This window comes from Desulfofundulus thermosubterraneus DSM 16057 (assembly GCF_900142025.1).
GTDB lineage: Bacteria > Bacillota > Desulfotomaculia > Desulfotomaculales > Desulfovirgulaceae > Desulfofundulus > Desulfofundulus thermosubterraneus.
Genome location: NZ_FQZM01000006.1, coordinates 1 through 26,192, shown reverse-complemented (window position 1 = coordinate 26,192; position 26,192 = coordinate 1). Strand labels below are relative to the sequence as shown.

Sequence of the window (26,192 nt, the reverse complement as noted above, 5' to 3'; positions counted from 1 at the left end):
TCTGTAACATTTCAGTGAAATCACCTTTTATGTTGCGGCGAAAACGTTCGCTTACCCCCTGGTATTCGTCAAATACGCATTCCGGCTTGCTTACGGACCAAACCGGCCGCCCCGGTCAGCGCATTCCGCCGCCTCCGGCTCGAGGCATGCCGACTCCGGCGCCCGGCATAAACGGCGGGTTGCTGCCCTGACTGCGCACGCTGGCAGTCTCCTGGCCAGGAGACCCTACCACCACCCTGTCTCCTTCATTCAGGCCCGCTAAAACTTCATAGCTTGTGAGGTCCGATAGCCCCAACACCACCCGCCGGGGCACGGGGTTGCCGGATTTATCCAGGACAAGGACGACGGCCTGCTGTCCCTGCTCATTTGCCTTTGCCGTCCCGGAGGTCCCGGTCGCATTGCCGCTGCCGCCGCGGACGGAACCGGCACTACCGCCGGCCTGTAAACTGTTCGGGCGGCCGCCACCAAACCCGCCCCCGGACGATTCCGGCTTCAGGGTACCGCTCTGCCTCATTTTATTCAGGTAGCTGACAGCGTAAGTAACGGCGCCTTTCGGTATGGTGAGGGTGTTTTCGTGCCTGTCGACGATTATATTCACGTTTGCGGGCATACCGGCCATCAACCCCTCCTGGTTCTTGTCCAGCTGGATGACCGCATCATAAAGCTGCACATTTGATTCCGTGTACGCCTGGGGGGAGATGCTGCTCACCCTGCCGGTAAAAGTCTTGTTGGGGAAGGAGTTTACCCTGAACTCCGCCTTCTGGCCGACTTTCAACCTGCCGATGTCGGCCTCGTTAATCTGGGCCTTGACCTCCAAGGCTTCCGAAATAATAACAATAAATCCGCCTCCACTGGTATTATTGTTGTTGGCCGCAGCCCGCTGGCCTTCCGAACCATTGATTGCACTTACTATACCGTTTATGGGGCTAACCAACTTTGCTTCCGCAAGTTCTTTTTGGGCCATTTGAAGCTGGGCTCTTCGGCTTTCCACCTGAGCGGCAGCCGCCGCAATATCTTCCGCACGATTACCCACCTGAAGCAACTTTAAAGATTCCTCAGCTTGCTTTAATTTAGCTTCCGAAGTAACATAGTCGTTAACTATTTTGTCAAGGTCTGCCTGTGAGATGTATCCCTCCTGATAGAATTGTTGATAACGTTCCAGGTTGGATTTTGCCAGGTCGTAGCTCGCCCGGGCCATCTTGACGTCCGCCTCGGCCCTGGCTATTTCTTCCGGCCTGGCACCTTCTTTGAGCAGGTTCAGTTTGGCTGTAGCTTCTTTCAAATTCGCCGAGGCCTGGATTACCTGCGCCTCCAGATTGGCAGTGTCCTGTTCTGCCAGCAACTGCCCTGCAGCCACGCGATCGCCGACTTTTACGTATATTTTCTTAATCACTTCCGCGTTTTTGAAACTTAACGAAACAGTATTCACCGGCTCCACTACGCCGCTGGCCGGGATGGTACTGGTGATGGTACCCCTTTTAACGGTTTCGGTAATGTAATTGCCCTCCGCTTTTTTTGCTCCTCCCAGAACATAAAAGCCTGCGAGCGCCAAAACAACAATAGCTGATATGCCAATGATTATTTTTTTTCTTCTTATACCGCTGGAAAGAAAGTTAAGTTGTTTCAAAAAGAAATTCGGTTCGCTTTGCATGACCTTTCCTCCTTGTATTCCGGTCGACAGCCAGTTTAATCAATGCCCCTGAAAGGGATTTTAACCGTCGAAGAAACACCGTCCCTCTCATTTTCCAGCTTGATCTCTCCCCGGTGCATTTTTACGATCCGCTGCACTATGGTCAACCCCAGCCCGAATTTGCCCTCCCGCCCTTTATGGAAAGGTTGGAACAACTGGTCGAGAATATGGGGCTCAATCCTGGAACCGTCATTCCAGAAAGAGAGGACCATCGCCGTTTTTTCATCGCTTAACCCGAGGCTGATCTCAAGACGCGAAACCGCATAACGCAGGTGGTTTTCCAGCAGGTTCTCAATCATAACCCGCAGAACTTCTTCATCCCCGGAAATACTTACCGGCTGCAAATCCAGCTGACATGATATTTCCGGCCGTTGCGGGCATAGACGCTGAACTACATTCTCAACCAACCTGTCTAATTTTACTTCTTTTTGAACCTGTTCCCGCGTGGCCAGGTAATCAAGTCGTGTTAAGTAAAGCAACTGTTTAACCAGCTTTTCCAGGCGGGCACCTTCCTCGTCGATCACCTGGATGCTGCCGGCCAGATCGCCTTTCGGGTAGACACCGTCCTGGATGGCCTGGGCATAGCTGCGGATCACCATGACCGGTGTTTTTAACTCGTGGGAGATATTCTGCAACATGGATTGCTGCATTTCGTCCTGGCGAACAAGCTGCCGGCGCATAACCTCGATGGACCGGGCCAGCCGGCCTATTTCGTCGTTGCGCCTCACCTCCAGGGGTTCGTGCCAGTTCCGGTTTGCAATGCGCTTTACATGCCGTTCCATCTGAATCAGCGGCCGGGTCAGGTAACGGGCGATAAAAAGAGAGGCAAACCAGCTGATCATCAGGGCAATACCGGTGAAGAGCACAAAGTTCAGCAGTAACGATTTTATGAACCTGTCTTCTTCAGATTTCCTTATCAGCGTCACCCGGTAGAGGGGACGCCCGTAGGCCTGTTCTTTTCTTATGACATAGCGAATATTTTCCTGACCGCGGTTATATTCATACAGATGTGTGGATGTTTGCTGGGCCCCGGCGTTTTGCAGGATTTCCCGGATAAACGAAGATGAAAACATTTGCCCGGCCTTTTCTGGAATGGTGGTCCCGTCCGCCAGAACGATAAAATCGCGAATCCGGAAATCCGGCCTGCCCAGAACGGCTGGTCCGGAAGGAGGCCCGTAGGGTGGTGCTTCTCCCCGGGCGTTTTTTTCAGGTGGTTTCTCCGGCGGCGCCTGTGACCCTATCATGTTGAGCGTAAAAAAGTTGCGGACCAAAAAAGGCATGATCAGCATGACAATCACATATACCAGCAGGCTGACCAGCGAAAGAGCCAGCCACATTTTTACCGTCAGCGAAATCTTCCTCATTGAGCCATCGTCCCGTTCTCAGGTAAAAAGGTCATCTTTTCCGTTACCATAAAATCAATTAAAAGTTTTTCATTAAACCGTCATCCTGTATCCAAAGCCATATATGGTTTCAATACGGAGGTCCGGCATTTTTTTCCGCAGCCGCCGCACCAGATCGTCCACGGACCGGTCGCTGCCGACATAATCGACCCCCCATACGTGGTTGATAATCTGGTCCCTGGACAGGGCCTGACCCCTGCGCCTGGCAAAAAATAGAAGTAGATCAAATTCCTTAGACGTTAATTCAATCTTCTCCTTCCCCTTGAGAACCATTCGCCTGTCTTCATCCAGTACATAGGGATACAGGTTGATCAATGAGTTTTCCGGCGTTGATTTGTAAACCCGTTCCAGAAGACGGTGAACACGAATAACCAGTTCCCGGGGTGAAAACGGTTTGGCCAGGTAGTCGTCGCTTCCCATCTCCAGGCCTATGATCCGGTCCAGATCGGCGTCCCGGGCCGATATAAAGATAACCGGAACGTTCGGCGACGCTTCTTTGATGCTGCGCAGGAGCTGGTACCCGTCGATATCGGGAAGCATAATATCCAGAATCCAAAGATGGGGATGCTCTCCCACGGCCTGCAGGGCGGATTGGCCATCGTAAAAGGACCGCACTTCCCAGCCCTCTTTTTCCAGATAGGAAACCAGTATTTTGCTCAGGTTTACTTCGTCTTCAACCAGGTACACACGGTACAAGCGCCAGCCCCCCTCTCTTTTTCTGTATTATACGGTATTATACCAAAAGCCGGGCCAGGACGCTCCCCACTGGCCGCCGGTCAGGCATTACCTGGGCAGCTTCCAGGGGCTTCAAGAACAATCTCCCGCTCAACCCGTAACCGGTAAGTTATGTTTTACGTTCATATTAAGCAATTATGTGGCACCACACTTAAATTAACATATTACAGGTGGATTACGGAAAAATTATCAAGGAATTGTGGGAAATCGTGAAAACCGGTTTTTCGTGATCATATGCTTCTGTACAGGCCGGGCATGATGAGCAGGACAATCTGCAGCCCGGTCGGCGAAAAGGCCGGCCGGTTTTTTTACTTCAGAAAGGCACGGCGTTGTCCCGCTAACTCACTGGGCTTCCGCATGGGACAACGCCGTGCCTTTGTAGTTAACACGCAGTGGGTCTATCGAAATTTTCCTGTCATTGATTTGTTTTCGACAGCATCTCAGACAGCCCCTTGTTTCTTTCCTGCAGTTGTTTCAAAAGCTGCGGCAGCAGCTCTTTAATCCTGGCTTCATCATTGGCTTCCACCGCTTTTCTAAACTCACCCATCAACTGCTTTTCTTTGTCAGCGCTGGGTAAATAGGATTCCCGACGCGGGCCTTCTTTGCCGAGCCCCAGCTTTTTGAATTCTTCCCTCGCCTGTTCCGGCGTCAGCTTGCCGTTCTCGACATCTTTACGGATGGCTTCGACTTTTTCTTTCAACTCGGCGGATAATTGAGGACTTTGCTTATGAACCGGTGCCTTTTCCTTCAACTCACCCATTAATTGCTCCCGCTCAGCAAGGGCATTTTTCCAATCCCCCAGAATTTCCGGAGTATACTTGCTAACCATTTCCAGCAGCTTTTGCTCATTTTGCTGGCGCTGTTCGCCGTCAAGACGCTGGTGGTAGGCAAATCCCTTTTTAACAGGAATATCTTTTCGGGCAGTGACGGCATTACCGGCAAAAGCGGCAGCTGGAACCAGCAGTGACAATGCCAGTGCGGCTGATATAACTCTTGTTCTCCAGTTGCTCACGATTTATCCCTCCTGTAAATATTTTGTATTTATGTGGCGCCACACTTAAAATATACAGGTGGAATGCGGAAAAATTATCAAGGAATTGTGGGAAATAATAAAAACCAGTGCGCTTCGCACTGGTTCTAACCCTTTGCCTGCCGCCGCAAATAGGCGGAAATGAACTCGTCTATTTCCCCGTCCATGACCGCCTGGACGTTCCCCACCTCCACCCCGGTGCGGTGGTCCTTGACCAGGCTGTAAGGGTGAAAGACGTAGGAGCGGATCTGGTTGCCCCAGGCAATCTCCGTCTGCTCACCCCGCAGGGCGGCCAGTTCGGCCTCCTTTTTCTTCATTTCCAGATCCAGCAGCTTAGCCCTGAGCAGTTTCATGGCCGCGTTGCGGTTGGCGATCTGGGAGCGCTCGCTCTGGCACTGTACCACGATACCCGTGGGCAGGTGGGTGATGCGCACTGCCGACTCGGTTTTATTCACGTGCTGCCCGCCGGCCCCGCTGGAACGAAAGGTGTCGATTTTCAGGTCCTCGGGCCTGATTTCCAGCTGCACATCCTCTTCCACCTCGGGCAGCACATCCACCGAGGCAAAGGAGGTATGCCGTCGCCCGGCGGCGTCAAAGGGGGAAATGCGCACCAGCCGGTGGACGCCCTTTTCCGCCCGCAGGTAGCCGTAGGCATTGGGCCCGGTCACGGAAAAGGTAACGCTTTTTATACCCGCCTCGTCCCCCGGAAGCATATCCATGATGGCCACCCGGTAATCCTTTTCCTCCGCCCAGCGGGTGTACATGCGCAGGAGCATCTCCACCCAGTCCTGGGCTTCGGTGCCGCCGGCCCCGGCATGCAGGGAGACAATGGCATTCCCCCGGTCGTAGGGGCCGTTCAACAGCACCTCCAGCTCCATCTTCTCCACCCGCCGGGCCAGCTTCTTCAGCTCCCCGGCCACTTCCCGGGCCAACGCCTCGTCCTCCTCCTCTTCCCCCAGAGCCAGGAGGACAACCAGGTCCTCGTGGGCCCGGGCCAGCTCCCGGTACTGGGCAACCCGGTCCTTCAGGGCGGCCAGTTTCTGCGTCACCTGCTGGGCTTGTTCCGGGTCGTTCCAGAAGCCCGGGTCCAGCATGGCTTCCTCCAGGCGCTTTATTTCCCCTTCCTTTTGGGCGATGTCAAAGAGAAACCCTCAATTCTTCAATGCGTTTACCCAGGTTTTCCAGTTCCCGGGACAGTTCGGCGTACATAACCTGTTCACCTCTTGTTGTTTGATGACTTGTAAACATTCGGTAAACCCGGTTGGGTGCGGCGCTGTCCCCGCTCACTCCAGTGCTCCGCGCCGACAAAAAAAGTATCTATCGCATAAGCAAACAATTCTCGCCGCAGCGGCATCGGAAAAAGCTTGCCTTACCTAAAACAATCGCTGCCGCTGCCATACTCGCTTCGGGCCGGCTCTGGCTCTCTGCGGATTACCATCGATATTGTTGTCTCTCGATCATAATTAAACTGACCGATGTGTCACTGGCAGGTGTTTTTTCATTTGCTGTCATTTGGCGTCCTCGAGAGCCGAGCCGGCAACCTCGCTTCACCGGGTGCTGTTACCGGCGCTTCGCAAGTCGTTCGCTCCGGACAGCGCCGCACCCCCCTAGCGGAACTGAATACTTACGATGACTTTAGCCCGCCGCCGCCCGGCCGCAGCATTTCTTGTATTTTTTACCGCTGCCGCAGGGGCAGGGGTCGTTGCGGCCCACCTTTTGCTCCCGGCGCACCGGCTGCCGGGAGCCTTCCTCCTGGTAGCGGTTTTCCACCAACTGCCGCTGCTGCGGCTGGGGGGCCTGGACCACGTTCACCCGGTAGATGTAGCGGACCAGGTCCTCCTGGATGCTGGCAATCATGTTCTGGAACATTTCGTAGGCTTCAAATTTATATTCCACCAGGGGGTCCTTTTGCCCGTACGCCCGGAGGCCAATCCCCTCCCGCAGCTGGTCCATGGCGTCCAGGTGGTCCATCCATTTCTCATCCACAATACGGAGCAGAAGGACCCGCTCCAGCTCCCGCAGCACCTCGGCGCCCAGCTCCGACTCCCGGGCCTCGTAGGCGGCCAGGGCTTTCTCCTTGAGCTCTTCGACAATTTGCCGGCGCCCCATGTCGGTGAAGTCCTCGGGGGTCAGCTTGTGGCCGGGGAGGAAGAGCTGCTCGGCATAATGCAAAAGCCCCGCCAGGTCCCACTCCTCCTCGTGCACTCCCTCGGGGCAGTAAGTGTCCACCGCCCGCTCAACGGTTTGGGCGATGGTCTGCAGGACGACCTCCTTGAGGTTTTCACCCATGAGAACCTGCCGCCGCTGGCGGTAGATCACTTCCCGCTGCTGGTTCATCACGTCGTCGTACTGCAGGACGTGCTTGCGGATGTCAAAGTTGCGGCCTTCCACCCGCTTCTGGGCCGTCTCAATGGATTTGGTAACCAGGGCGTGCTCGATGGGCATATCTTCCTCAATGCCCAGCCGGTCCATAATGCCGGCAATGTTCTCCGAGCCGAACAGGCGCATCAGGTCGTCTTCCAGGGAAATAAAGAACTGGCTTGAGCCGGGGTCCCCCTGGCGGCCCGCCCGGCCCCGCAGCTGGTTGTCAATGCGCCGGCTTTCGTGGCGCTCGGTGCCGATGATGTGCAGGCCGCCCAGGGCCACAACCCGCTCATGCTCCTCATCGGTAATCTTCTTATATTTCTCCAGGGTGACCCGGTAGAGTTCCTGCACCCCGGGATCGTCGTCGCCCGGGTCGTACCCCTGCTGGCGCAGCTCGGCCTGGGCCAGGAATTCCGGGTTCCCCCCCAGGAGGATGTCGGTACCCCGGCCGGCCATGTTGGTGGCAATGGTCACCGCCCCCAGCCGCCCGGCCTGGGCCACTATTTCGGCTTCTTTTTCGTGGTACTTGGCATTTAACACCTGGTGGGGAATGCCCCGCTTTTTGAGCATCCGGCTTAAGATCTCCGACTTTTCAATGGATATGGTCCCCACCAGCACCGGCTGGCCGATGGCGTGGCGGCGGGCAATTTCCTCCACCACCGCCCGGAACTTGGCCTGCTCGGTTTTGTAAACCACATCGGGCAGGTCCCTGCGGATCATGGGCTTGTGGGTGGGAATGACCACCACGTCCAGCCCGTAGATCTTGCGGAATTCTTCCTGCTCCGTGGCCGCAGTGCCCGTCATCCCGGCCAGTTTTTCGTACATGCGGAAGTAGTTCTGGAAGGTGATGGTGGCCAGGGTCTGGGACTCCCGCTCCACCCGCACCCCTTCCTTGGCTTCAATGGCCTGGTGCAGGCCGTCGCTGTAACGGCGCCCGAACATCAGCCGGCCGGTGAATTCGTCCACAATGATCACCTGGCCGTCCTTGACCACGTAGTCCCGGTCCCGCTTCATCAGGGCATGGGCCTTCAGGGCCTGGTTCAAGTGGTGGGTCAGCTGCATGTGCTGGTCGTCGTAGAGGTTTTCCACCCCCAGCATCTTTTCCACCCTGGCCACGCCCTCCTCGGTGAGGGTGACCGAGTGGGCCTTTTCATCCACCGTGTAGTCAACGTCCTTTTGCAGCCTGGGCACCAGGCGGGCAAAGGTGTAGTACAAATCGGTAGCTTTGTCGGCCTGGCCGGAAATGATCAGTGGTGTACGGGCCTCATCGATGAGAATGCTGTCCACCTCGTCCACGATGGCGTAGAAAAGCTCCCGCTGCACCAGCTGGTCCGGGTGAATGGCCATGTTGTCCCGCAAATAGTCAAAGCCAAATTCGTTATTGGTGCCGTAGGTTACGTCCGCGGCATAGGACCTGCGCCGTTCGGCCGTATCCAGCCCGTGCACGATGAGCCCTACGGAAAGACCCAAAAACTTGTAAATCCGACCCATCCACTCGCTGTCCCGGCGGGCCAGGTAGTCGTTTACCGTAACTACATGGACACCCCGGCCGGTCAGGGCATTGAGGTAGACCGGCAGGGTGGCCACCAGGGTCTTGCCCTCACCGGTTTTCATTTCAGCGATCTTTCCCTGGTGCAGGACAATACCGCCCATCAGCTGCACGTCAAAGTGGCGCATGCCCAGGATCCGCCGGCTTACCTCCCGCACTACGGCAAAGGCCTCCGGCAGGAGGTCCTCCAGAGTGGCGCCCCTGGCCAGGCGCTCCTTGAATTCTCCAGTTTTGGCGCGCAAATCATCGTCGGAAAGGGCGGAAATCTCCCCTTCCAGGGCATTTATCTGATCTACTGTCCGCTGCAGGCGTTTGATTTCCCGCGCGTTGTCATCCAGCCAGTTGCGCAGCAACTTGAGCATAAAAATCACCCTTCGTAAATAAGAGGAACCGTACAGGTTCCTCTTCCAAAATAACTCCGGTATTTATTGTAGCACCCGCCGGGGATCGTTTCAAGTACAGACGGCTGCCAGCGGATTTCTAGAGGATAAACCTTCAAAATTCGGGCTCGATCAGGCCGTAGTTGCCGTCCTTGCGCCGGTACACCACGTTGACTTTTTCCGTATCCGCGTTGGAAAAGACAAAGAAGCTGTGCCCCAGAAGGTTCATCTGCATGACCGCTTCGTCAACCGACATGGGCTTCATGGCAAACCGCTTGGTGCGTACAATCTGGGGGCCGTCTTCCTCCTTTTTATTGTCCCCGGCTTTCACCTCCGTGTTCTGGCGGCCCAGGCGGCGGTACAGCTTACCCTTATAGCGCTCGATTTGTTTTTCCAGCTTTTCCACCACCAGATCGATGGAAGCGTACATGTCGCCCGTGTTTTCCTCGCCCCGCAGAATAATACCGTTGATGGGAATGGTTACTTCCACCCGGTGGGAATCCTTTTCCACGGTGAGGGTTACCTGCGCCTCTTCAATCAGATCCAGATATTTCACCAGCTTGCCCAGGCGCTTTTCCACATACTCCTTCAAGGCATTGGTTACTTCCACGTTTCTGCCCCGTACCTGTACTTTCATCTGGCACCCTCTCCTTTCTGGTCCCTGGTATTAATATTATTCCCGAAAATAGCCGGAATTCCTGCCTGTCGCCTGGCAAAAATGCCAAAAACCCCAGCCCAGCAGGCCGGGGTTTTGCTCCCTAACTTATAACTTTACCACATTGGCCGCCTGAGGCCCACGGGCACCCTCGACGATATCAAACTCCACGAGCTGACCTTCGTTCAGGGTTTTGAACCCTTCTTCCTGGATGGCCGAGAAGTGGACAAAGACATCCTTGCCGTCCTCCATCTCGATGAAGCCGTAACCCTTCTCGGCGCTGAACCACTTGACTTTTCCTTGCATGAACATTCCTCCTAGCATAAAATCCCGTGGGTGCTTGCACACACACGCAGGTGAATACTAACATATTCAACCCCTAATGTCAAGGGTTACCATCCAGTCTGGCGTATAGTACCGGCGAAATCTACCCCGCCCGCCAGGCAACGGGCATACGCCGGCCCATACCAAAAGCCCTGGAGGTCACCCGCAGGCCCGGCGCAGCCTGGCGGCGCTTGTATTCGGCCCGGTCCACCTTGCGAATTACTTCCCTGACCAGCTCCGGGTCAAAACCCCGGGCGGCAATTTCATCAGCCGACTTCTCCTCTTCGATGTATGCCTGCAGGATGGCATCCAGCACCTCGTAGGGGGGAAGGGAGTCCTGGTCCACCTGGCCCGGTTTCAACTCTGCCGAAGGGGGCTTAACCAGCACACTGTGGGGAATGATTTCTCGCTCCCGGTTAATATAGCGGGCCAGCTGGTAAACCATCACCTTGGACACATCGGCCAGCACTGCCAGCCCTCCGGACATGTCGCCGTAGAGGGTGCAGTAGCCTACAGCCATCTCGGACTTGTTGCCGGTGGTAAGGACAAGGTAGCCCTCCCGGTTGGAAATGAACATGAGGATATTGCCCCGGATGCGGGCCTGGATGTTCTCCTCCGCCAGGTCTCCGCACGGGTCGCCACCCTGATTCATGGATTCCAGAAAGGCACTGAACATTCTTTCGATGGGCACTTCCCGGAAGGCAATGCCCAGGTTTTCCGCCAGTTTCCGGGCATCGAAACGGCTGCCGGGAGAGGAGTAGCGGGAGGGCATAGAAACCCCCAGCACGTTCTCCGGTCCCAGGGCCGCGGCAGCCAGAGCGGCAGTGACGGAGGAATCAATGCCCCCGCTTAACCCCACCAGGGCCTTACGAAAGCCGGTCTTGCGCAGGTAATCGGCAATACCCAGCACGAGCGCCCGGTAAACGTAGCCGATGTCTTCCCCGGGCAGGTGTCCGGGGGAAACCTCCAGACAGGGGTAAAGCTGCGGAGCGGCATCCACTGGTTCTCCGGCAGGGCAGCGGAGCCTTCCCATCGCCCTCACCAGCACCCCCATGGCGTCTGTTCTTGCTACTTCCAGCAGGACCACGTCTTCCTCAAAACCGGCCGCCAGGCAGGCCACCTGGCCGGAGGGGTTCACGGCCAGGCTGGAACCGTCAAAGATCAGTTCGTCGTTGCCCCCCACCTGGTTGGCATAAATAAGGGGGCGGCCGTATTTTCTGGCAATGCTCCGGATCATGTCCACCCGCAGGCCGATCTTGCCGTAATGATATGGGGAGGCCGACAGGTTTATGATCAGGTCCGCCCCTTTGGCCACCAGCTCTTCCACGGGGTCTATTTCATAAAGCCGGCGGTTCCAATAGTCCTTGTCGTTCCAGATGTCTTCGCAGATGGTCAGGCCAAGGTTAAAATCCCCCAGCCGCACCGGAGCCCTTTCCCGGGCAGGCCTGAAATACCGGCTTTCGTCAAAGACATCGTAGTTGGGAAGCAGGCTCTTGTCCTGCCGGAAGCATAAACTTCCTCCTGTATAGAGCAGCGCGGCATTGTAAAGAAATTCCCCTTCCCCCTGGACCGGTGCGCCCACCAGAAGGGCCGGTCCCCGGCTCAAAGGGGCCACCTCTTCCCGCAGGGCTTCTTCCACCCGGCGCAGAAAGTCCCTCCGGCAGAGAAGGTCCCGGGGCGGGTAGCCCGTCACCGCCAGCTCCGGAAAGATCACCAGATCCGCACCGGCCCGGCGAACCGCCTCCACGACCTTCCTCATTTTACCCGTGTTGCCGCCGATGTCCCCGATGGTGGGATTCAACTGGGCCAGGGCTATGCGCATTGGACCGAACCCTCTTTCTGTGGCCATAATAAAACCCCGCCCTCCGCTCAAAAAGCGTATGGCCGGGGCCTCATTGCCCTGACTGTTTTCCTGCCCGTATTGTATCAAAAACAAAAGCGCCCTGCAAGGCCGGGTGGGTACTACGCAAGATCAGGAAACTACAGTTATAATAGAAGTACAGCAGGGTTAGCTGTTTCGGCAAGTGCTATTGACGTTGGAAGGGAAAATATAGACGAAAGATACGGGGTAAAAGAATACTGGATCGTGGACCCGGAAGATGAAACGGTGGAAATATACCTGAACAAGGATGGCTGGTTCACACTGCACCAGCAAGTGAGGCGCCAGGGGGTGGTGACCTCCGCTCTTCTCGACGGGCTTAAAATAGAGGTGGCAGAGCTACTTGTACAAATGCTTTAATGTTAATCCGCACAAGAATTCTCATCCCTGCAAGACATTCCCCCCTCAGGGCGGGGTTCATTTAATTTCCATGCAGCCATCCCACTGACTGTTTAAGGTGATATCCGCAGCCAGCACCCCTATAATCTGACCCGCCTCATCCCGTATGGGCAAAGACAGGGTCCGGCAGGGCTGCCGGGTGATGGCCGAAATATAAACCGGAGAAAAGTATTCCTCCCCCGCCATGGCCTTTTGCCACCAGGGGCGGATACGCGCGTTGGCCAGGGCGGCCGGCGGCTGGGAGAAAATAAAGGTGCCGTCGCTGCGGTTGGAATAAACCGCTTCAATACCGGTCTGCCGGGCCAGCCAGTCCTGCAGGAGGGCGCCGTGAGCCGCCGGGTCCAGGGTCTGTATCTCCGGGCGGGCGGCCAGTTCCCGCAAAGCTTCCATCACCTGTTCCATGTGCATTTTTTCCGATTCATTCAGCTTACCAGCCTCTTCTTCCGGGTCGCCGGCAGCCGCGTTTTTCTCCACCAGTGCGGCCACCCCGGCCAGCAGCTCGCCTACATTCTGAATGCTGGCAAAACTATTTTCCAGCACCTCCACCGCAGCACCCATTTGCTGCAGGTAACTATCGATTTCCTGGTAAGCCTCCCCGACCCGCCGGCTCATACCGGCCACACCCCGCTCAATGTCGGCAATGCTCTCCCTGATGTGCCCGGCTTCCTCCACACCGGCCGCAATCCCCTCTTCTCCGGCCCTAATCTGGAGAGCCACCTGGACCACCTTTTCTTTAATCCCTTCCAGGATGGCACCGGTCCTTTCCACGGCCTGCTGGGTACGGTCGGATAGCTTTTTCACCTCTCCGGCCACAATGGTAAAACCCCGGCCGTGCTCGCCGGCCCGGGCCGCTTCTATGGCGGCGTTCAGGGAAAGGAGCCGGGTGTGCTGGGATATCTGCCCGATGCTGGCCACAATTTCGTCCACCTGGTTCACGGCCTGGCTCAACGTGCCGATCTCGCCGGCCACCCGGGAGGAATCGGAACGGATGCGGTTGATGGCCTCCAGCACCCTTTGGAGCACTTCCCGGCACTTTTCCACCAGCCGCCGGTTTGCCTCCGCCTCCCGGCCCAGTTCCTGACCGAGTCCGGAGATGGCCATGGCGGCCTCCTGCAGTTTTTGAAAGGTTGCCACGGCCTGCCGGGCGTTCCGGCTGACCAGGGACATCTGTTCCACGGCGGCGGAAACCTGTTCCGCCGTCACCCGGTAATCCCTGGACAGGATGCGTGCCCTGTCCACTTGCTCCTTTATCTCCTGCCATAAATCATGTACAGCCGGAAGATCCACTTCCGCCTCTTTACCGGCCCGGCGGCTTTTGATCCCGGCCGCTAGTTTGCCTAATAACCTCCTGTTTTCCCGCCTGCAATTAGAAGTAACCACTGCCGTAGCCACCAGTGCCCCCAGAAATGTGCCGGCCGGTACGGCCACCGGAAGCGGCCACCACCAGCCCGGAATGATGCCGGCCAACCCGCCAAAGATAACCGGAAGGACAAAGCGCGTCACCGCAGATCCCGTCTTCTTCTCCATTCCCTCCTGCCCCTTTCTCTGATCATAAAAAATCTTTCTTCGTTGAAAGAAGCGGGAAAGAGCGCCTTTGCCCTTTTCCGACTATTTTAGCACCACGGCGAAGGGAAATCTACCACCCGGATACTGTTTTCAAGCGTAACATCCCTGTTTTTCCCCGTATTCCGGGGAGGGCCGCCCGGCCGCCCGGGCCACGAAGCGGCCCAGAAGGGGGAGATAACGGGTGTTCAGTCCCGGGCCCAGACCGTAAAGTTTGGTAAGTACCCGGTATAGTTCCTCCAGGGAAGTATTCCCCGCCCTTTCCCCCATCCCGCCGACGGTAACATCCACCCACTCCACGCCCGCCTTTATGGCCGCCAGGGTGTTGGCCGTGGCCAGGCCGAAGTCGTTGTGGCCGTGGAATTCCAGCTCCAGATTTACCCGCTCCTTCAGCCGGCCGAGGCGTTCAAAGGTGGTGAAGGGGTCCAGGATACCCACGGTGTCGCAGTACCGAAGCCGCTCAGCGCCCAGCTCCCGGGCCAGAAAGGCAAATTCCAGTACGAATTCCGGATCTGCCCGGGAGGCGTCCTCCGCTCCCACCGTTACCGGCAGCCCGTACTCTGCGGCGTAAAGGCAGGTCTGCTTTAAACGCTGCAACACCCACTGCCTGTTCTGCCCCAGCTTATATTTAATTTGAATGTCCGAAACGGGTGCGGAAATGTGCACGTGCCGCACTCCGCAGGCCAGGGAGGCACGAATATCCGCCGGCACCATCCTGTTCCAGGTGCTCACCCGGCTCCTTAAACCCAGCCGGACAATGGCCGCAATGGCCTGCTGCTCCACTTCCCCCATGGCCGGTGTACCGGCCTCGATCTGGGCCACCCCCAGGCGGTCCAGCATCCTGGCGATGGTCACCTTTTCCTGCAGGTTAAAAGCCACCCCCGGTGCCTGTTCTCCGTCCCTCAGGGTCGTATCCACAAACTGGACTCCCACCATAGTCACCTCCAATTGAGGAGTGGAAAGTCGGCAGGGCGAACTCACCCTGCCGCGGGGGACCCGGAAACTTCACGTCAACAGTCCTGCTGCATCTGCCCGGCAGCGCCGGCAATGGGTCATCTGCTCAATAATGGGAGACAGCTTTTGACGCAACAGGTTGACCCGCTCCGGCGGCGGTGGAAGCAAGCCGGCAAATTTCCCCTGGGGAATCAGGGGGATAATGTTCATGACATGCGCCCCGGCCGCCTTCACCGCCCGGGCCACCTCTTCCAGGTGAACGTCATTGACTCCGGGAATAAGCACGCTGTTTACTTTAACGACCATGCCCAGTTCCCGGGCCAGGCGGATGCCCGCATGCTGGGCCCGCCACAGCAGTTCCGCCCCGGCAGTCCCTTTATATACCTGCCCCCGGTAAGATACGTAATCGTAAATCCGGCTGCCTACCGCCGGTGAAACAGCGTTCACCGTCACCGTCACCGCCCGCACCCCTGCTTCCCGCAGCGCCGGCAGGCTTCCGGTTAACAACAATCCGTTGGTACTGATACATTTTATCAGCTCCGGAAAACGGTGATGCACCAGTTGCAGGGTATGCATGGTGGCCTTGTTGGCCAGGGGCTCCCCGGGACCCGCAACACCTACCACCCGGATGCGCCCGTCCCTTTCCACTACCCGTTTCACGTATTGCAGGGCTTCCCCCGGAGTCATCAGGCGGCTGGTCACGCCGGGGCGGTTTTCATTGGCGCAATCATAGAGCCGGGTACAATAACGACACTTTATGTTGCAGTCCGGCGCCACCGGCAGGTGTACGCGCCCGAACCACCTGGCGGCGGCTTTACTATAGCAGGGATGTTCCCTGGTTATCTCCTCACAGGCTGGATCTCTCATTTTCGTTTATCCCCCTCTCCATATACCGCACGTATTTGGCCACCATTTCTTCGCCTTCCTTCCGCGAAAACCCGCTGTTACCCAGCCGCCACACCGGGGCTCCCACCAGGGCCGCCACTTCCCGGGCCATGTTCACAAAACCGTTGAAGCCGGCATAAGGGCTTGTTTCCTGTGGAAAGACCAGGAAGGGTATTCCCATCTTATGGGCCATAAACCTTTCCCTGGTGCCCCCCACCAGCAGGTCCGGCCGGTACCGGTGTAAAAACTCCTCCAGCTCCCGCTGGTGGGCGTCATCAATCATTGGCGTTCCCCGGCCCAGGCAGCGGCGGGACTCGGTATAATCTTCCTGACAGCCGAACTGGGAGCCGCACAAAACCACCTCCATGCCCAGTTCGCCAAAGGCCCTGGCCATGGAACCCATACGTGAAGCGCCAAAAAACAGGGCCACCCGCCTGCCTGCCAGGCGTCTCAGGTAAGGAAGCGCCCTCTGCCTGGCAGCTTCTGCCTCCTTTTCTACCCACGCTGCCTCCCCCGGGCGGTTAAAGAAAGCAGCAATGGCCTGCAGTGCCGCCGCGGTTTCGGCCAAACCAAAAAAGGAAACCTTCCGCCAGGGAATACCGAAGCGCTCCTCCATCTTTTGGGCCAGCCAGCGCCCGGTACGCCCGCAGTGGACGATATTGAGCCTGGCCCGGTGAGCCCGGGCCATATTTTCTACCGTTGCCCGGCCGGACACGGCACAGATAATATTTAAACCGAGACGCTGCAATAGGTGCTCAATTTCCTTTAAATCGCCCTGAACGTCAAACTCACCAAGTATGTTCACACTATTTTCCAGGGGCGGCCCGGCCGGACCACGCCCGATAAAATGCTCAAGCAGGGCTGCCGCGGCGACATCGTGCCCTTTACCCTGGCTCACCCCGCCGAAACCAGGACAGTTGACCGGCACCACCGGCAGGCCCAGGGAAGCCGATGCCTGTTTGCAGATTGCCTCCACGTCTTCACCGATCAGTCCTACCGCGCAGGTAGTGTAAACCAGCACGGCAGAAGACCGGGGACGCAAACTTACCGCTTCCCTGATGGCATCTTCCAGTTTTTGCCCGGCACCAAAGACAATCTCCTTTTCACCCAGGGCAGTAGAAAACACCCTGTAGTTCTTTTTACGCACCGTCTCACTGTAGTAAGCACAACCCACCGGCCCGTGGATAAGGTGAACCACGTCCCTGATAGCTGCTATCATCCAGCGGGCTCCGTAAAGCATGCAGGCCCGCTGGGAGATCACCCCGGGGAGGGTCTGCCGCTCACACTCGGGCAGGCCCGTCAATTCCAGGTGCCCGGCCCGTTCGGGCATCATTTCAATGAGCATTTTCATAGCCTATTCTCTCCCCTCCAAACCTATAGCTGCTGGGTACGGTCATCGGGGTACTGGTAATCCAGCATGCTGTTTACAATTTCCGCAAGCAGCATTTCCCCACCCCGGTAACCCACAATGGGACGTTTTTGATAACCAAAGCGGTCGTAGATAGGGAAACCTACCCGCACCAGCGGTACCTGCAGCTCACGGGAGATGTCCACTGCCCGGGAATTACCGATAATCAGGTCCAGGCGCGGTTGTTTTTTCAGGTACTCCTCAAACTCAAACAGGTCACCGCCATTGATGATCAGCGGCGGTTCGCCTTCGTACCCCGCTTCGGCCAGGATGGCCTCCACATCGTGGACGAAGGTCTTGCTGGCCGTACCACCGGCCAGGGCCACCGGCTCCATCCCCATTTCCAGCACGAAGCGGGTGACACCGAGCACTATATCAGGATCCCCCATGACAGCCACCTTTTTCATCATGGTGTGGTGCAGGGTGTCGGCCAGGGAATCGACTAACCGTCCCCTTTCCTGTAAGAGGCTTTCGGGGATGGGTTTTCCGGTTATCTCCCGCAGCGCCTTTAAAAAGGCATCGGTACCCTGTACCCCAACCGGTGGTGGACCAACCACGGCACGCACGCCGTATTTGCGCTCCAGGTAGCGGGCGCCGGCCTGGCCGGCGTGGGGCTGCAGGGCAAAGGTGGCCAGCGAATTGGCCATGTCTCTGATTTCCCCCACCGCAGTACCACCAGGAGGATAGTAAGGGACGGACGTTGGCGGCTCCAGGGGGGCGTCCAGGGTATCGGAAATGTCAAAGAGCACTATCGCCTCTACACCCATGTGGCGCAGCAGGTGCTTGATTTCCCGGATGTCGCCCGGGTAAAATAGACCCGGGATGATGTTCACCTTGCCGTTGGGTTCTCCCTTAGTGGTGGCCAGGGTCTCCACAAAGGCACGGGAGGCCCGGTCATAACCTTCCACATGGGACCCGGCAAAGCTGGGGGTGTTGACCAGCACTATGGGGATCTGGTCCGCTTTCTCAGGTCCGATCTCTTTACGCAGGTTGGCCCTGGCCATTTTAATAAAGCTGACCATATCGTCGCCGATAATCTCACTGGAACAGGTGGTCACCACACCAACCAGCTCCGGCCAGTAACGTACCACCAGGTTGCGAATGCCCTCCACCAGGTTGCGCCGGCCGCCAAAAACCGCCGCATCCTCATGGAAAGAGGCGGTGGCGATAACGGCCGGTTCTTTAAAAATACGGCAGAACGTATACCGCACGTAAGTGGTACATCCCTGGGCACCCTGGACAAAAGGGATCGCCTTCCTTACTCCCAGCACCGCCCACATGGCTCCCAGGGGCATACAGGTGCGGTTGGGATTGATTACCACAGCCCTGTTCGCGGAGGGAATCAGTTCCGCCGGCCGCTCACAATACTCCGGCGCCGCCGGGACTTTTTCGATTTTTATCTGATCGTAAGGTATGCCCGTAACGGGAATTTCCTTTAGCTGCATGACCCTTCCTCCTCGTCTTTTGCCGGAGCACCATCAATGCCCCACTGGTATTTCCAAACCGGTGCATAAAGAGCCTGGTAGATATCCCGGGCGAAATTAACCATACCGGCAAAACCGGCATAAGGACCTTTTTCGTAGGAGTGGGAGTTTACCGTGGGAATGCCCATCTTGCGCGCGATATACTTTTCTTTCAGCCCGGTTAAAAACAGGTCCGGCTTTTCGATTTTGAGCATCTCTTCGATCTCAAACTCGTTGGGGTTATCAATAACCAGCATTCCCTCCGGCGCCCGGGCGTTGATCTTTTCATAGTCGTCTTCGTGGGCAAAGGTACAGGCGACGGCCACCACGGTCATCCCCAGTTCCTCCATCAGCTTGATCCAGTGCCATACCCGGGGTCCGCCGACGTAAATGGCCACCCGCTTACCCTTTAACTTTTCCCGGTAGAAAGCCAGGCTCTTTTCTACCCGCTTCATTTCCCCGGCAATCACCTTCTCGGCCCGCTCCTCCAGGCCAAAGAAGGCGGCAGTTTTCCGCAGCGCTTCTGCAGTCTGATTAATCCCGAAGAGCGAGACGCGGATAAATGGAATGTTAAACCCGTCTTTGATCATGTGGGCGATATACTCGGCAGAACGCTGGCAGTGCACCACGTTTAATTTCACATCGGGCATCTTGACCAGGTTTTCGATGCGCTCGTTGCCGCTGAAAACGGCTGCAATGCGCACGCCGATTTTCTCAAAGAGCGGCCTGACTATCTTTAAATCCCAGTCCATGTTGTACTCGCCAATCAAGCAGATGTCATAGGGAGTTTTCTCTTCTTCAGACATTTTCAGCTCCGGCCGGCGTTCCCTTAACTGCCGTATCTGCCGGTAAAACTGGGTGTTAAAGTCGTGGTGCCCCCTGGACTGGCTCACCCCGGAACAACCCGGTGATTCGGAAGTGAAGATCAGCTTGCCGGTTTTCTTCTCGACCTGCCGGGCTATCGCCTGCACGTCGTCGCCGATCAGGCCTGTAGTGCAGGTGGTAAAAATGATCAATCCCTTTGCCTCGGGGAACAGCCGGATGGCTTCCAGGCAGGCCTGTTCCAGCTTTTTCATGCCCCCGAAGACAACGTCTTTTTCCTGCATGTCGGTACACATGCAGTAGCGGCGGTTGAAGGCGACATTGGTCAGGCGGGTGGGCGTAGCCCAGGGATAAAAGTCGGATAGATGCCGCCGCGTTCCCCACGTGTACCAGGCGCAACCTGCCGGCGCGTGAACCAATTGGATGACGTCGGAAATTGGTCCGCCCACGACCCCGCGGGCACCGGCAAAAGCTCACCCGCGCTCGGTCATATCTCCCGGGATGGTGGCAATATTACAGGCGGGAATTATGGATTTCTCCTTTTCCGTGCGGTAAATATGCTTATCCCGCTCGGGAATCGTTTCGTTGCACTTCATTCTTACCACAGGCATGATTTCATTCCTCCCCTCACATCTTTCGCGACAGCCGTCCCCCGGCAAGACGGACCATCGTCCACACTTCATTTAAGCGTGTAATTCCCGGACGCTTTATGACCCGTCCTGTTATCAGATAGCTGCCGGGCCCTTTTCCCCCGTGCGTACCCGTACCGCCTCTTCTACAGGGCAGACAAAGATGCGCCCGTCTCCTATCCGCCCAGTACGGTTGATTTTGATGATTGCAGCCACGATCAGTCCTGGTCGTCCACCACCAGAGAAATCATCCTTTTGGGCACGTATTTCATCCCGCCCTCCTGCTTTTCCAGTTCGGGGTTGACGGCAAAGGTCACTTCACCCGTGATTCCCTTCTGCTTGCCCCGCCCGACCACCTTGCAGGCGTTCACACCCGGAAAACCCAGCACGGCCAGGGCTTCTTTAGTGGCGTTAATCTTATTGGGCCTGATAATGGCAATTACTTCCTTCATGGCATATTCACCCCCGCGCAAAATCCACCGGAGAGTGCCGGTGCCAGCGGCGTTTTACCGGCCTCCGGCAAGAATCCGTTAACCTCCCGCGGGTTACAGCCCCGCAGCACCGGTGCGTACGGTGTAGGCCTCATCCACCGGGGTGATGAAGATTTTCCCGTCACCGAAGTTTCCGGTATAAGCAGATTTCGTAACGATTTCCACCACTTCCGCCGCCTTGCCGTCCTCTACCACCAGCATGATCATCACCTTGGGCAGTTCGTCGTAGTATATGCTGCCCACATGAATGCCCTTTTGCTTGCCCCGCCCAACCACATCCATTTTGGTCAGGGCTACGTATCCAGCTTCAGCCAGGGCGTCCACCACTTCCTCACTTTTTTCGGGACGGATGATGGCCCTGATCATTTTCATACTATAACCTCCCCGGTGTAACAATTTTTTTCCTCATTCCTCTGAGGCTTCAGTTACATATGCCGCCTTGACATTTCCACTCCGTTACTCCAGCAGGCCGTATTTGACCACCAGGCTCTCCATCTCGTCCATGGTCATGGGTTGCGGAATGACGAACATATCGTTATCAATAATTTTTCTGGCCAGCTCCCTGTACTCCCGGGCCTGGTTGCAATTCGGATCGAACTGGGTCACCGTCTGGCGGTTAAATTCCGCTTTTTGGACGATATTGTCCCGCGGGATAAAGTGAATCATCTGGGTACCGATTCTGGAGCAAAACTCTTCCATCAATTCCCTCTCCCCATCAACGTTACGGCTGTTGCAGATAATACCCCCCAGTCTGACGCCGCTCTGTTCGGCATACTTGACCATACCGCGGCAGATGTTATTGGCGGCATAAAGAGCCATCATTTCCCCCGAAGCCACAATGTAGATCTCTTGGGCCTTCCCTTCACGCACCGGCATGGCAAAACCACCGCAGACAACGTCACCAAGTACGTCGAAAAAGATGAAATCCAGGTCCGGCGTGTAAGCACCCAGCTCTTCCATCAAACTGATGGCCGTGATCACACCCCTACCGGCACAACCAACACCCGGTTCCGGCCCCCCGGACTCGACACACTTGATCCCGCAGAACCCGGTCTTTACCACCCGGTCGATGGTCACTGCGTCCTCTCCGAATTCCCGCAGGGTATCCATCACCGTCTCCTGCGGCTTGCCGCCAAGAATCAGCCGCGTGCAGTCCGCCTTGGGATCGCAACCATGGATCAAAACTTTTTTCCCATAGAAATGGGCAAGGGCGGCAGCGGTATTTTGCTGGGTAGTGGATTTGCCAATACCACCCTTTCCGTAAATGGCAATTTTTCTGGTCATGATCAGCCCTCCATATTTTTATATTTAATGTAAAAAAGTGCCGTTTCCCCGGGGGGATACCGGCACCTTTGCCCACAATAACTTCACTGTTCACTAAATTAAAGAGGCGCCACGGGATTAGAGGGAGGAGGGTAGATCCTTTAAACCCGAGGCGCCAATGCCAGTTCTCAAACATCTTTGTTTTAACGCCAGGAAAGCCTCACCTGCGAGTAGCAATTGCCTTTTCCAGGGAATCATCAGATGGCGCTTTCACCGGTTTCACCGGTACGAATGCGAATGGCGTTTTCCACCGGATAGGTAAAGATCTTGCCGTCGCCGATTTCACCGGTACGTGCGGCTTCGGTAACCAGCTTTACCACCTCATCTACAAATTTATCGGCAATGACAATCTCCACTTTGATTTTGGGCAGCAGGTTAATGCTGTATTCCGTACCCCGGTAGACCTCGGTGCGACCCTTTTGCAGGCCACAACCGATTACCTGCGATACGGTCATACCATGTATGCCAAATCTTCCTAAAGCATCTTTAACGTCTTCCAACTTACCGGGGCGGATGATACATTCAATTTTGGTCATTGAGGTTCCCCCCTTTACTTCAAGTAGTCCATGTCCCGGGAAAAAGCAGTTTTAATTTATCCTTATACACCAGCTTCCCTGGTAGTGACCATGGTAGAAGGAGAAGCCGATAAGCTCTGAATACGGCTCACCGGTGCGCCCAGCACCATGTCTGAGTAGGCATCCTCACCATGCTGGGTAATATCCAGACCCTGTACTTCTTCATCTTCGCTGGCCCGCAACTTGAAGAACAATCCCACCACTTTAAGGATGACGAAAGTCATAACGGCGGCAAACAGCCAACTGGCCAGTACGCTGATAAACTGGATCCACAACTGATGGGGGTTGCCAAAGAGCAGACCGTCAACACCGGCAGGGTTAACAGCCCTGGAAGCAAACAGGCCGGTGGCCAGCGCGCCCCATGTACCGCCGATACCATGAACTCCAAAGGCATCCAGGGAATCGTCATAACCCAGTGTGGACTTTAGTACACTCACTGCCAGGTAGCAAACCACGCCGGCCACCAGGCCGATGATTACCGCAGGCATCGGCCCGACAAACCCCGAGGCGGGGGTGATGGCCACCAGACCGGCCACCAGGCCGCTGGCGCCGCCCAGAACGGTGGGTTTGCCGTGGTGGATCCATTCGGCAAAGACCCAGGAGAGGGCTGCCGCTGCAGCGGCCGTATTGGTCACCACAAAAGCGCTGGCTGCCAGGCCGTTGGCCGAAAGGGCGCTGCCGGCGTTAAAGCCGAACCACCCAAACCACAGCAGCGCCGCTCCCAGGACTGTAAGGGGCAGGTTATGGGGCACCATCGGCTCCGAGCCGTAACCCCTGCGCCGGCCCAGCATCAGGGCCGCGATCAGGCCGGATACGCCGGAGGAAATGTGCACCACCGTGCCGCCGGCAAAGTCCAGGGCACCCAGGTTACGCAACCACCCGTTCACGCCCCATACCCAGTGAGCCAGGGGGTCGTAAACAAAGGTGGCCCAAAGCAGGGTGAAGGCTACAAAAGCCGGGAAACGCATCCGTTCGGCAAAGGCGCCGGTAATCAATGCCGGGGTGATTACCGCGAACATCATCTGGAAAGCCATAAATGCCAGGTGAGGAATGGTAGCCGAATAATCAGGGTTTGGCGCTTGACCCACGCCATTTAACCCCAGCCAGGCCAGACTGCCGAACAGGTGCGCCTTATCCGGACCGAAAGCGATGCTGTAACCCCAGAGCACCCATTGTACTGAAATCAAGGCCATGATAAACAGGCTCTGCATGATCGTGCTGAGGGTATTCTTGCGCCTGACCATACCACCGTAGAACAGGGCCACCCCGGGCAGGGTCATGATCATCACCAGTGCTGCAGAGATAAGAACGAATGCGGTATCTCCCGTATCAATTTGAGCTTCATCGGCCCAGGCCAGACCGGGTGCGGCCAGCAATACCAGGGGCAAAAGGTAAAGGCCATTCATGATTCGCCTGTACACTTACACCAACCTCCTATCCAAACCAACCCTGGTTTCTGCACCTCCAGCCGCTGCAGCCTCCGGATCCTGCTGTAACGGCCGAAGATGGCCTGTATCTTATCGCCCGTGGTGAACGGCGCCAATTCACCGGCCGGACGTTTCCTGCAAAACGTAAAAAGGGTGCTTTAATGGAGCAACATTGCTCCCTTTAAAGCACCCTTGCTTTGAGCTCACGCTGGTAAGATAAAAAGGCGCCCTTCAGAAGACACACCTTCTGAAAAAGCGCCTTTGCTTGATCTCCACCATTGGATAACCCGTTTGTATGGGATAAACCGCCTCCTAACGGAACCTTCCGTTAGAAAGTGCCACTGCCTCCTTAGATACTCCCCTGTATCTGCCTCTGTTCCAGATTATAAGTCAGGGAGAATTTGTTTGTCAACACCTTTTTTAAAGTTTAAAGAAAACGGCTGGAAGGCACTCTCTTATCCAGGCTTTCTCATAACCCAGGATCAGCCAGTATATGCCGGGGCTAGTTACATACTAAAGCAAATGGCCTGTTCGCCCTTCTCATTTATGCTCGCCACCGGTCGCAAAACCATGTCCGCCAGTTCCTCCTCACACCGGCAGTGGGTTACCAGCACAAAGGGGATCCCCCACTGCCTGTGCAGTTGTTTTAATTCCCCGCGGAGTCTCTCCCGCAGGTTTCTATCCAGCGCTGACAGGGGCTCGTCCAGTAGCAAAAGAGCTGGTTCGCTCACCAGCGCCCTGGCCAGGGCCACCCGCTGTTTTTCCCCGCCTGATAGCTGGGCGGGATAACGGTCCTGAAGGTGGCTTATACCCAGCAGTTCCAAAACTTCCCGTAAGATCTGTTCCCGCTTCTTTCTTCCATTAACCCTTGCTGCCCCGTACAAAATATTGTCCTTCACCGTCATGTGCTCAAAGAGAGCATACGCCTGAAAAATAAAACCGATACCCCTCTTGTGCGGTGGCAGGTTAATTCTTTTTGTCTTATTAAAAAGCATTTTCCCCCGCAGGTTGATGTATCCACGATCGGGCTTTTGCAACCCGGCCAGGCACTCCAGGATGGTCGTCTTGCCGGAACCCGAAGGACCGGACAGGACCAGGATTTCTCCCTCACGGACAGCAAACCTGGCCGTCAAGATAAAATCCGGTAGTTTTTTCTGAAAGTCAACTTCGAGCATGCTCATCCCCTCCTCCGCAGCGCATGGCGCGCAACCCTGTTCCTCGACCACCAGTTCAGCCAGAAAATGACGGCAAATGAAAAGAGCAAAACGATGACCACCAGGGGCACGGCCGTCCCATAATCACCTGCCTCGACGGCAAAGTAAATGGCCATGGGAGCAGTTTGGGTTTTGCCGGGGATATTCCCGGCCACCATCAGGGTGGCGCCGAATTCCCCCAGCGCCCGGGCAAAGGCCAGCACCAGACCTGCCATGATCCCCGGCCAGGCCAGGGGCAGGCTCACCGTGAAAAAAACCCGTACCTCTCCGGCCCCAAGGGTACGGGCGGCGCGTTCCTGGTTGATATCCACACTTTCAAAGGCCGCCTTGGCATTCTGGTACATCAAGGGGAAAGCTACCACCGCCGAAGCGATCACCGCTGACCACCAGGTAAAAAGTATCTGGCCCGGAAAAACCCAGGCCAGCGGGCCGTTCCGGCCAAGGAACAAAAGCAGGCCAAACCCCACCACCGTAGGAGGAAGTACCAGGGGGAGAAGCAAAACAGCTTCCAACGTATCTTTTCCCGGAAAATGAGCGCGGGTAAGCAGGCGGGCACATGCTACCCCGCTTACAGACGCCACCGCCGTGGCCAGAAGAGCCACGCGCAAGGATAGAAGTAAAGCGGTCAGCGCTTCGTCCGACATAACCCGTCCTCCTTCCCACGAACTCCCGTATCGAGTAGGAGGGGGCGGCTAGCCCCCGTCCTCTCACACCACCGGACATGCGGGTCCGCATCCGGCGGTTCACCAAGCTTGACGAAGACTTTGATAGCGTTCGGTTAAGCTCATCAGGCCCTGGGACTGCCAGTAGGCGTTGCCCAGGGCTCTGTTCATTGGCCCGTGGGCCATCCGCCATGGCCCTCTGCGAGCGTTGGCGAATTCATGTACTACCCATTCAGGCAGTCCCAGTGCACGCAGCTCGCGGTATCTTGTCCGCACTCGCTTCCACTGCTTCCAGAGGCACATGCGCAGCCTCCTCCGCATCCAGCCTTCCAGGTTCTTGAAAATGCTGGGCGTTTCGGCCAGGGCAA

Annotated in this window: 22 protein-coding genes and 1 pseudogene; all 23 read right to left on the bottom strand. The window is 56.6% G+C overall.

The window, feature by feature from the left end:
* Window positions 1-115: 115 nt before the first annotated feature.
* On the bottom strand, window positions 116-1,651 hold the full coding sequence (locus BUA65_RS02675) for an HlyD family secretion protein (protein WP_072867229.1): 1,536 nt from the start codon (window positions 1,649-1,651) through the stop codon (window positions 116-118).
* A 35-nt stretch (window positions 1,652-1,686) separates the two neighbouring features.
* Window positions 1,687-3,054, bottom strand: coding sequence for a sensor histidine kinase (locus BUA65_RS02670; RefSeq protein WP_072867228.1), 1,368 nt, complete (start codon window positions 3,052-3,054; stop codon window positions 1,687-1,689).
* Window positions 3,055-3,126: 72 nt separating this feature from the next.
* Window positions 3,127-3,789 carry a response regulator transcription factor gene (locus BUA65_RS02665; protein WP_072867227.1) on the bottom strand — a complete coding sequence of 221 codons (663 nt, stop codon included), beginning with the start codon at window positions 3,787-3,789 and terminating at the stop codon, window positions 3,127-3,129.
* A gap of 454 nt (window positions 3,790-4,243) precedes the next feature.
* Window positions 4,244-4,840, bottom strand: coding sequence for a hypothetical protein (locus BUA65_RS02660; protein WP_242656215.1), 597 nt, complete (start codon window positions 4,838-4,840; stop codon window positions 4,244-4,246).
* Between the two features lie 125 nt (window positions 4,841-4,965).
* A protein-coding gene (prfB, locus tag BUA65_RS02655) for a peptide chain release factor 2 (protein WP_114281447.1) occupies window positions 4,966-6,067 on the bottom strand; the annotation gives its coding sequence in 2 pieces (ribosomal slippage) (window positions 4,966-5,997 and window positions 5,999-6,067; 1,101 coding nt in all).
* Window positions 6,068-6,493: 426 nt separating this feature from the next.
* The gene (gene secA / locus BUA65_RS02650) at window positions 6,494-9,133 is read right to left on the bottom strand and encodes a preprotein translocase subunit SecA (protein WP_072867289.1); all 2,640 of its coding nucleotides are present in this window, start codon (window positions 9,131-9,133) and stop codon (window positions 6,494-6,496) included.
* 133 nt (window positions 9,134-9,266) lie between these two features.
* Entirely contained in the window at window positions 9,267-9,788 is a 522-nt protein-coding gene (gene hpf / locus BUA65_RS02645; protein ID WP_072867224.1) for a ribosome hibernation-promoting factor, HPF/YfiA family, read from the bottom strand.
* Between the two features lie 126 nt (window positions 9,789-9,914).
* Window positions 9,915-10,112, bottom strand: a complete 198-nt coding sequence (locus BUA65_RS02640; protein WP_072867223.1) for a cold shock domain-containing protein — start codon at window positions 10,110-10,112, stop codon at window positions 9,915-9,917.
* A 121-nt stretch (window positions 10,113-10,233) separates the two neighbouring features.
* The gene (locus tag BUA65_RS02635) at window positions 10,234-11,979 is read right to left on the bottom strand and encodes an NAD+ synthase (RefSeq protein WP_242656214.1); all 1,746 of its coding nucleotides are present in this window, start codon (window positions 11,977-11,979) and stop codon (window positions 10,234-10,236) included.
* Window positions 11,980-12,426: 447 nt separating this feature from the next.
* A complete protein-coding gene (locus tag BUA65_RS02625; protein ID WP_072867220.1) occupies window positions 12,427-13,935 on the bottom strand; it encodes a methyl-accepting chemotaxis protein in 1,509 nt (502 codons plus the stop codon).
* Between the two features lie 129 nt (window positions 13,936-14,064).
* Entirely contained in the window at window positions 14,065-14,907 is an 843-nt protein-coding gene (locus BUA65_RS02620; protein ID WP_072867219.1) for a hydroxymethylglutaryl-CoA lyase-like TIM-barrel protein, read from the bottom strand.
* Between the two features lie 69 nt (window positions 14,908-14,976).
* Window positions 14,977-15,792: a radical SAM protein gene (locus BUA65_RS02615; protein WP_072867218.1), complete on the bottom strand. Its 816-nt coding sequence runs from the start codon at window positions 15,790-15,792 to the stop codon at window positions 14,977-14,979.
* Window positions 15,773-17,161, bottom strand: coding sequence for a nitrogenase component 1 (locus BUA65_RS02610; RefSeq protein ID WP_072867217.1), 1,389 nt, complete (start codon window positions 17,159-17,161; stop codon window positions 15,773-15,775). The genes BUA65_RS02615 and BUA65_RS02610 overlap by 20 nt, the downstream gene beginning before the upstream one ends.
* Window positions 17,162-17,184: 23 nt before the next feature.
* On the bottom strand, window positions 17,185-18,663 hold the full coding sequence (locus tag BUA65_RS02605) for a nitrogenase component 1 (protein WP_072867216.1): 1,479 nt from the start codon (window positions 18,661-18,663) through the stop codon (window positions 17,185-17,187).
* The gene (locus BUA65_RS02600) at window positions 18,654-20,114 is read right to left on the bottom strand and encodes a nitrogenase component I subunit alpha (RefSeq protein WP_165613180.1); all 1,461 of its coding nucleotides are present in this window, start codon (window positions 20,112-20,114) and stop codon (window positions 18,654-18,656) included. The genes BUA65_RS02605 and BUA65_RS02600 overlap by 10 nt, the downstream gene beginning before the upstream one ends.
* Window positions 20,115-20,228: 114 nt before the next feature.
* Window positions 20,229-20,584 (bottom strand): annotated as a pseudogene (locus BUA65_RS02595) (P-II family nitrogen regulator).
* A 93-nt stretch (window positions 20,585-20,677) separates the two neighbouring features.
* On the bottom strand, window positions 20,678-20,995 hold the full coding sequence (locus BUA65_RS02590; RefSeq protein ID WP_072867215.1) for a P-II family nitrogen regulator: 318 nt from the start codon (window positions 20,993-20,995) through the stop codon (window positions 20,678-20,680).
* Window positions 20,996-21,079: 84 nt separating this feature from the next.
* Window positions 21,080-21,907, bottom strand: coding sequence for a nitrogenase iron protein (gene nifH / locus BUA65_RS02585; RefSeq protein ID WP_072867214.1), 828 nt, complete (start codon window positions 21,905-21,907; stop codon window positions 21,080-21,082).
* 236 nt (window positions 21,908-22,143) lie between these two features.
* Window positions 22,144-22,482 (bottom strand): P-II family nitrogen regulator, encoded by a 339-nt coding sequence (locus BUA65_RS02580; RefSeq protein WP_013824337.1) that lies wholly within the window; start codon window positions 22,480-22,482, stop codon window positions 22,144-22,146.
* Window positions 22,483-22,544: 62 nt separating this feature from the next.
* Window positions 22,545-23,927: an ammonium transporter gene (locus BUA65_RS02575; protein WP_072867288.1), complete on the bottom strand. Its 1,383-nt coding sequence runs from the start codon at window positions 23,925-23,927 to the stop codon at window positions 22,545-22,547.
* Between the two features lie 527 nt (window positions 23,928-24,454).
* On the bottom strand, window positions 24,455-25,123 hold the full coding sequence (locus tag BUA65_RS02570) for an ATP-binding cassette domain-containing protein (protein ID WP_084061990.1): 669 nt from the start codon (window positions 25,121-25,123) through the stop codon (window positions 24,455-24,457).
* Window positions 25,124-25,125: 2 nt separating this feature from the next.
* Entirely contained in the window at window positions 25,126-25,806 is a 681-nt protein-coding gene (gene modB, locus BUA65_RS02565) for a molybdate ABC transporter permease subunit (protein WP_072867212.1), read from the bottom strand.
* A gap of 99 nt (window positions 25,807-25,905) precedes the next feature.
* On the bottom strand, window positions 25,906-26,192 hold a 287-nt coding region (locus tag BUA65_RS02560), incomplete at its 5' end, for a group II intron maturase-specific domain-containing protein (protein WP_278246248.1).

Excerpts from the sequence above, each read along its gene's own strand:
- BUA65_RS02575 (WP_072867288.1), bottom strand. The coding sequence starts at position 23,927 with ATGAATGGCCTTTACCTTTTGCCCCTGGTATTGCTGGCCGCACCCGGT.
- hpf (WP_072867224.1), bottom strand. The coding sequence starts at position 9,788 with ATGAAAGTACAGGTACGGGGCAGAAACGTGGAAGTAACCAATGCCTTG.
- nifH (WP_072867214.1), bottom strand. The coding sequence starts at position 21,907 with ATGACCAGAAAAATTGCCATTTACGGAAAGGGTGGTATTGGCAAATCC.
- BUA65_RS02640 (WP_072867223.1), bottom strand. The coding sequence starts at position 10,112 with ATGCAAGGAAAAGTCAAGTGGTTCAGCGCCGAGAAGGGTTACGGCTTC.
- BUA65_RS02635 (WP_242656214.1), bottom strand. The coding sequence starts at position 11,979 with ATGGCCACAGAAAGAGGGTTCGGTCCAATGCGCATAGCCCTGGCCCAG.
- BUA65_RS02620 (WP_072867219.1), bottom strand. The coding sequence starts at position 14,907 with ATGGTGGGAGTCCAGTTTGTGGATACGACCCTGAGGGACGGAGAACAG.
- BUA65_RS02610 (WP_072867217.1), bottom strand. The coding sequence starts at position 17,161 with ATGAAAATGCTCATTGAAATGATGCCCGAACGGGCCGGGCACCTGGAA.
- BUA65_RS02670 (WP_072867228.1), bottom strand. The coding sequence starts at position 3,054 with ATGAGGAAGATTTCGCTGACGGTAAAAATGTGGCTGGCTCTTTCGCTG.
- BUA65_RS02605 (WP_072867216.1), bottom strand. The coding sequence starts at position 18,663 with ATGCAGCTAAAGGAAATTCCCGTTACGGGCATACCTTACGATCAGATA.
- BUA65_RS02615 (WP_072867218.1), bottom strand. The coding sequence starts at position 15,792 with ATGAGAGATCCAGCCTGTGAGGAGATAACCAGGGAACATCCCTGCTAT.
- BUA65_RS02675 (WP_072867229.1), bottom strand. The coding sequence starts at position 1,651 with ATGCAAAGCGAACCGAATTTCTTTTTGAAACAACTTAACTTTCTTTCC.
- BUA65_RS02625 (WP_072867220.1), bottom strand. The coding sequence starts at position 13,935 with ATGGAGAAGAAGACGGGATCTGCGGTGACGCGCTTTGTCCTTCCGGTT.
- secA (WP_072867289.1), bottom strand. The coding sequence starts at position 9,133 with ATGCTCAAGTTGCTGCGCAACTGGCTGGATGACAACGCGCGGGAAATC.
- BUA65_RS02590 (WP_072867215.1), bottom strand. The coding sequence starts at position 20,995 with ATGAAAATGATCAGGGCCATCATCCGTCCCGAAAAAAGTGAGGAAGTG.
- BUA65_RS02580 (WP_013824337.1), bottom strand. The coding sequence starts at position 22,482 with ATGACCAAAATTGAATGTATCATCCGCCCCGGTAAGTTGGAAGACGTT.
- BUA65_RS02570 (WP_084061990.1), bottom strand. The coding sequence starts at position 25,123 with ATGCTCGAAGTTGACTTTCAGAAAAAACTACCGGATTTTATCTTGACG.
- modB (WP_072867212.1), bottom strand. The coding sequence starts at position 25,806 with ATGTCGGACGAAGCGCTGACCGCTTTACTTCTATCCTTGCGCGTGGCT.